Annotated in this window: 3 protein-coding genes; 1 reads left to right on the top strand and 2 read right to left on the bottom strand. The window is 61.9% G+C overall.

Annotated elements, in window-relative coordinates; translation table 11 throughout:
* Positions 1–44: 44 nt before the first annotated feature.
* On the bottom strand, positions 45–1,184 hold the full coding sequence (locus tag ACW9JC_RS29045) for a glycerate kinase (protein WP_457459339.1): 1,140 nt from the start codon (positions 1,182–1,184) through the stop codon (positions 45–47).
* Between the two features lie 249 nt (positions 1,185–1,433).
* Positions 1,434–2,555 carry a sugar diacid recognition domain-containing protein gene (locus tag ACW9JC_RS29040; protein ID WP_457459337.1) on the bottom strand — a complete coding sequence of 374 codons (1,122 nt, stop codon included), beginning with the start codon at positions 2,553–2,555 and terminating at the stop codon, positions 1,434–1,436.
* Between the two features lie 160 nt (positions 2,556–2,715).
* Between ACW9JC_RS29040 and ACW9JC_RS29035 the strand changes: the two genes are divergently transcribed.
* Positions 2,716–4,026: an MFS transporter gene (locus ACW9JC_RS29035; protein WP_416127077.1), complete on the top strand. Its 1,311-nt coding sequence runs from the start codon at positions 2,716–2,718 to the stop codon at positions 4,024–4,026.
* The last annotated feature ends 50 nt before the right edge of the window (positions 4,027–4,076 follow it).

Here is a 4,076-nt window from a genome sequence, read left to right as displayed (position 1 = left end):
GCAATTCCAATGTAGGAGCTGCCGAAGGCTGCGATCTTTTGCTTTTAACGGCGAACGGCCACCCGCCAAACCCGCGCCACATCGCTCGCCCGCTCTTGCAGCAAACGCGGCGCCTGGGAACACGCCTGCTCCAGCGTCATCGGCCCGCTCGCCAAAGCGAACGCGGCGTCGATGCCATGTTCGTACAGCGCCTGATAACCCTCGCCCAGCGTTCCGGCGATAACGATGACCGGCACGCCGTGCTGCCGGGCAATGCGCGCCACGCCAAACGGCGTCTTGCCGCGCAGGGTTTGTGCGTCGAAACGCCCTTCGCCGGTGATCACCAGATCGGCATTTTTAACCGCATCAGCCAGGCCCACCAGTTCGGCCACCACCTCGACACCGGCCTTGAATTGCGCGCCCAAAAACGCCTTGGCCGCAAACCCCAAACCGCCCGCCGCGCCACTGCCCGGTTCGTCGCGCACGTCCTTTTCCAGAACATTTGCGCAGTGCTCGGCAAAGTGTCCGAGGGCGCGATCCAGTTGCTGGACCTGCTCAGGCGACGCACCTTTTTGCGGCCCGAAAATCGCCGAGGCACCGTGGGGGCCGCACAGGGGATTGTTGACGTCGGCGGCGATGTCGAAACGCACATCGACCAAACGCGGGTCGATGTCGCTGAGGTCGATGCGCGCCAATTGCCCGAGCGCCAAACCGCCCGGCGCGAGCGACTGACCCTGAGCGTCGAGCAGCTTTACACCCAAGGCTTGCATGGCCCCGGCGCCACCATCATTGGTCGCACTGCCGCCGATGGCCAGAATCACCCGCTGCGCGCCGGCGTCCAGCGCCGCGCGAATCAACTCGCCGGTACCGAAGGTGCTGCTGACGCAAGCATCCCGCTGAGCCAGCGGCACCAACTGCAAACCACTGGCTTCGGCCATTTCGATGATCGCGGTGTGGCTGTCGGGCAACCAGCCCCACGCGGCATTTACCGTGGTCCCCAACGGCCCGCGTAGATCGTTGCGGCGCAGTTCGCCATCGCACGCCGCCAGAATCGACTCGACGGTCCCTTCCCCGCCGTCGGCCATCGGGCATTTGATCAACTGCGCATCAGGCCAGACTTCGGCCAGCCCGAGGGCGATGGCATCGGCCACACCTTGCGCGCTGAGGCTGTCTTTGAACGAATCGGGGGCGATCACGATTTTCATGGGAATTCTCCAGTTCCAATGCCCACATGCTGCCAGCCGCCATGAACAATAACGCCGGTCCGCTGCACAAGCGGGCAAGAGGATTATTGTTCATTTCCACAAAACCCGGCACTACTCACAAATCTGTGCACCACCACTGATCCCTGTGGGAGCGGGCTTGCCCGCGATGGCGGTGGGTCAGTCACCATGCATGTTGGATGTGATGGCCTCTTCGCGGGCAAGCCCGCTCCCACAGTGATTTGTGGTGACTTATAAGTTGGTGTCGGTCTGGGGCAGAAGTTGCACGCCAAGGTACAACGCCAGCATGCCGTCCAGCTTCAGCGGATCAACACCGCTAAGCTCGGCAATCCGCTCCATCCTATAGCGCAGACTGTTGCGATGAATGCCCAACGCCTCGGCGCACGCCTGGCTTTGGCCGTCGTGTTCGCACCAACTGCGCAAGGTCGCGAGCAACTGGCCGTTGTTGTCCTTGGCGATGACCTTGCGCAGCGGGTTGAGCAATTCGTCCAGAGCATCGTCGTTGCGATGGCGCCAGAGCATCACCGGCAATCGATAGCGGTTGAGCGTCAGCAAGCGCGAACCGGGCAACACATCGCGCCCATAGGCCAGCAAGTCGCCAACCCGACGATAGCAGCGGCGCAACCCGGTCAACCCATCGGCCTGACCGCCCACGGCCAGGCGCAGAATGTTCCAGCCCAGGCCGTCGAGTTTTTCCAGCAAGCGATCATTCTCGACAGTCTGGTTGGCCGGCCGACACCACAGCAACGAGGACTTCGCCGAGCTGACGCACCAGCTATCGGGATAGCGCGAGGTCAGCCACGCACTAAGCGCCTCGACGGTTTGCCCCGGCCCGTGTTCCATGCCCAGTTCGAACAGGTACGGCACCCGCGTCATCTGCGGCTTGAGCCCGAGTTGTTGTGCTTCGTCAATCAAGCGCGGCGAACTCCCGGCATCGCTGAGCAGCAATGCCAGCAGATCATCGCAACGCTGACGCCGCCATTGTTGCTCGGCTTGCTGGTTGCGCTGACCCACCAGCATCTCGGCAGTCATCCGCACAAGCTCGGCGTAGGTGCGCAGTTGTTCGGGTTCGCCGGTGATGCCCAGCACGCCGATCAAGCGCTGGTCGAGCATCAGCGGCAGGTTGATCCCCGGCTGCACGCCTTTGAGGTGGGCCGCCGTTTGCGCATCGATCTCGACCACGCGACCGTTGGCCAATACCAGTTGCGCGCCTTCATGCCGGGTGTTGACCCGCTCCGGTTCGCCGCTGCCGAGGATCAAACCCTGACTATCCATGACGTTGACGTTGTACGGCAGGATCGCCATCGCACGGTCGACGATGTCCTGGGCCAGGTCGTGATCGAGTTCGAACATAACGGTGATCCTTGAAAGCGTGGTTGTTCACCCGCACAGGGCTTGGTGACAAACCCTGTGCTCAGGCACAAAGACAGCAGCCCCGAGGGTGGTCGAGACTCTCTGGGCGATCAACGTTACCCTTTGCATCGCAAAAAATCATAATAAAGAGAGAGCCGCCATGTCACAGAGCGCCGCCGCTACCCAGGCCATCGTTGACGAGAAAAACGCCGTCTACAAACGCATTACCCTGCGTTTGATCCCCTTCATTTTCATCTGCTACCTGTTCAACTACCTCGACCGGGTGAACGTTGGATTTGCCAAACTGCAGATGCTCGACGCACTGAAATTCAGCGAAACCGTGTACGGCCTCGGCGCCGGGATTTTCTTCATCGGCTACGTGCTGTGCGGCGTGCCGAGCAACCTGGCGTTGACCAAATTCGGCCCGCGACGCTGGATCGCGCTGATGATGATCACCTGGGGCACGCTGTCGACCTGCCTGCTGTTCGTCACCACACCGACCGAGTTCTACACTTTGCGCCTGTTCACCGGCGCCGCCGAAGCCGGGTTCTTCCCAGGCGTGGTGCTGTACCTCTCGCAGTGGTTCCCGACCTTCCGCCGTGGCCGCATCATGGCGCTGTTCATGTCGGCGATCCCGGTGTCGGGCCTGCTCGGCAGCCCGTTCTCTGGCTGGATTCTCAATCACTTCGCGGCCGGGCAAGGCGGTTTGGCCGGTTGGCAGTGGATGTTCCTGCTGCAAGGCGTGCCGACTGTTGTGCTGGGCGCACTGGCTTACTTCCTGCTCAGCGACAGCTACGCCAATGCCAAATGGCTGACCCCATTCGAACGCTCGGTGCTGGAAGCCGACCACGCCGAAGACCTGGCCAACAAACCTAAAACCACCACTGATTCACTGCTGGCGGTGTTCAAGAATCCGGCGATCTGGGCGTTCGGCCTGATCTACTTCTGCATTCAGAGCGGCGTGTACGCGATCAACTTCTGGCTGCCGTCGATCATCAAGAACCTGGGCTTCAGCGATAACCTGGTGATTGGTTGGCTGAGTGCGATCCCGTATCTGCTGGCCGCCGTGTTCATGCTGATGGTCGGCCGCTCGGCCGACTTGCGCAAAGAACGACGCTGGCATTTGGTAGTGCCGATGCTGATGGGCGCGCTCGGTCTGTTGATCGCGGTGAACTTCGCCGCCAACCCGGCCATCGCCATCCTCGGCCTGACCATCGCCACCATGGGCGCCCTCACCGGCCTGCCGATGTTCTGGCCAGTGCCGACCGCCCTGCTCAGCGCGGGTGCTGCGGCGGGTGGCTTGGCGCTGATCAATTCCATGGGGCAGATGGCTGGTTTCCTCAGTCCGTACCTGGTGGGTTGGGTCAAGGACAGCACCGGTTCGACCGATGCGGCGTTGTACCTGCTGGCGGGCGTGATTGTCTGCGGTAGTTTGCTGGCGCTGCGTATGACCCGCACATTGCGAGTTTAAGTCGCGAAGATCAAAAGATCGCAGCCTGCGGCAGCTCCTACAGGGGATTG

The organism is Pseudomonas sp. SDO5591_S426, from assembly GCF_054070755.1.
Note: the sequence above shows the minus strand (reverse complement) of the source record. Positions and strands in the feature narration are given on the sequence as shown.

Coding starts and splice junctions, on each gene's coding strand:
- ACW9JC_RS29045 (WP_457459339.1), bottom strand. CDS start 1,184: ATGAAAATCGTGATCGCCCCCGATTCGTTCAAAGACAGCCTCAGCGCG.
- ACW9JC_RS29040 (WP_457459337.1), bottom strand. CDS start 2,555: ATGTTCGAACTCGATCACGACCTGGCCCAGGACATCGTCGACCGTGCG.
- ACW9JC_RS29035 (WP_416127077.1), top strand. CDS start 2,716: ATGTCACAGAGCGCCGCCGCTACCCAGGCCATCGTTGACGAGAAAAAC.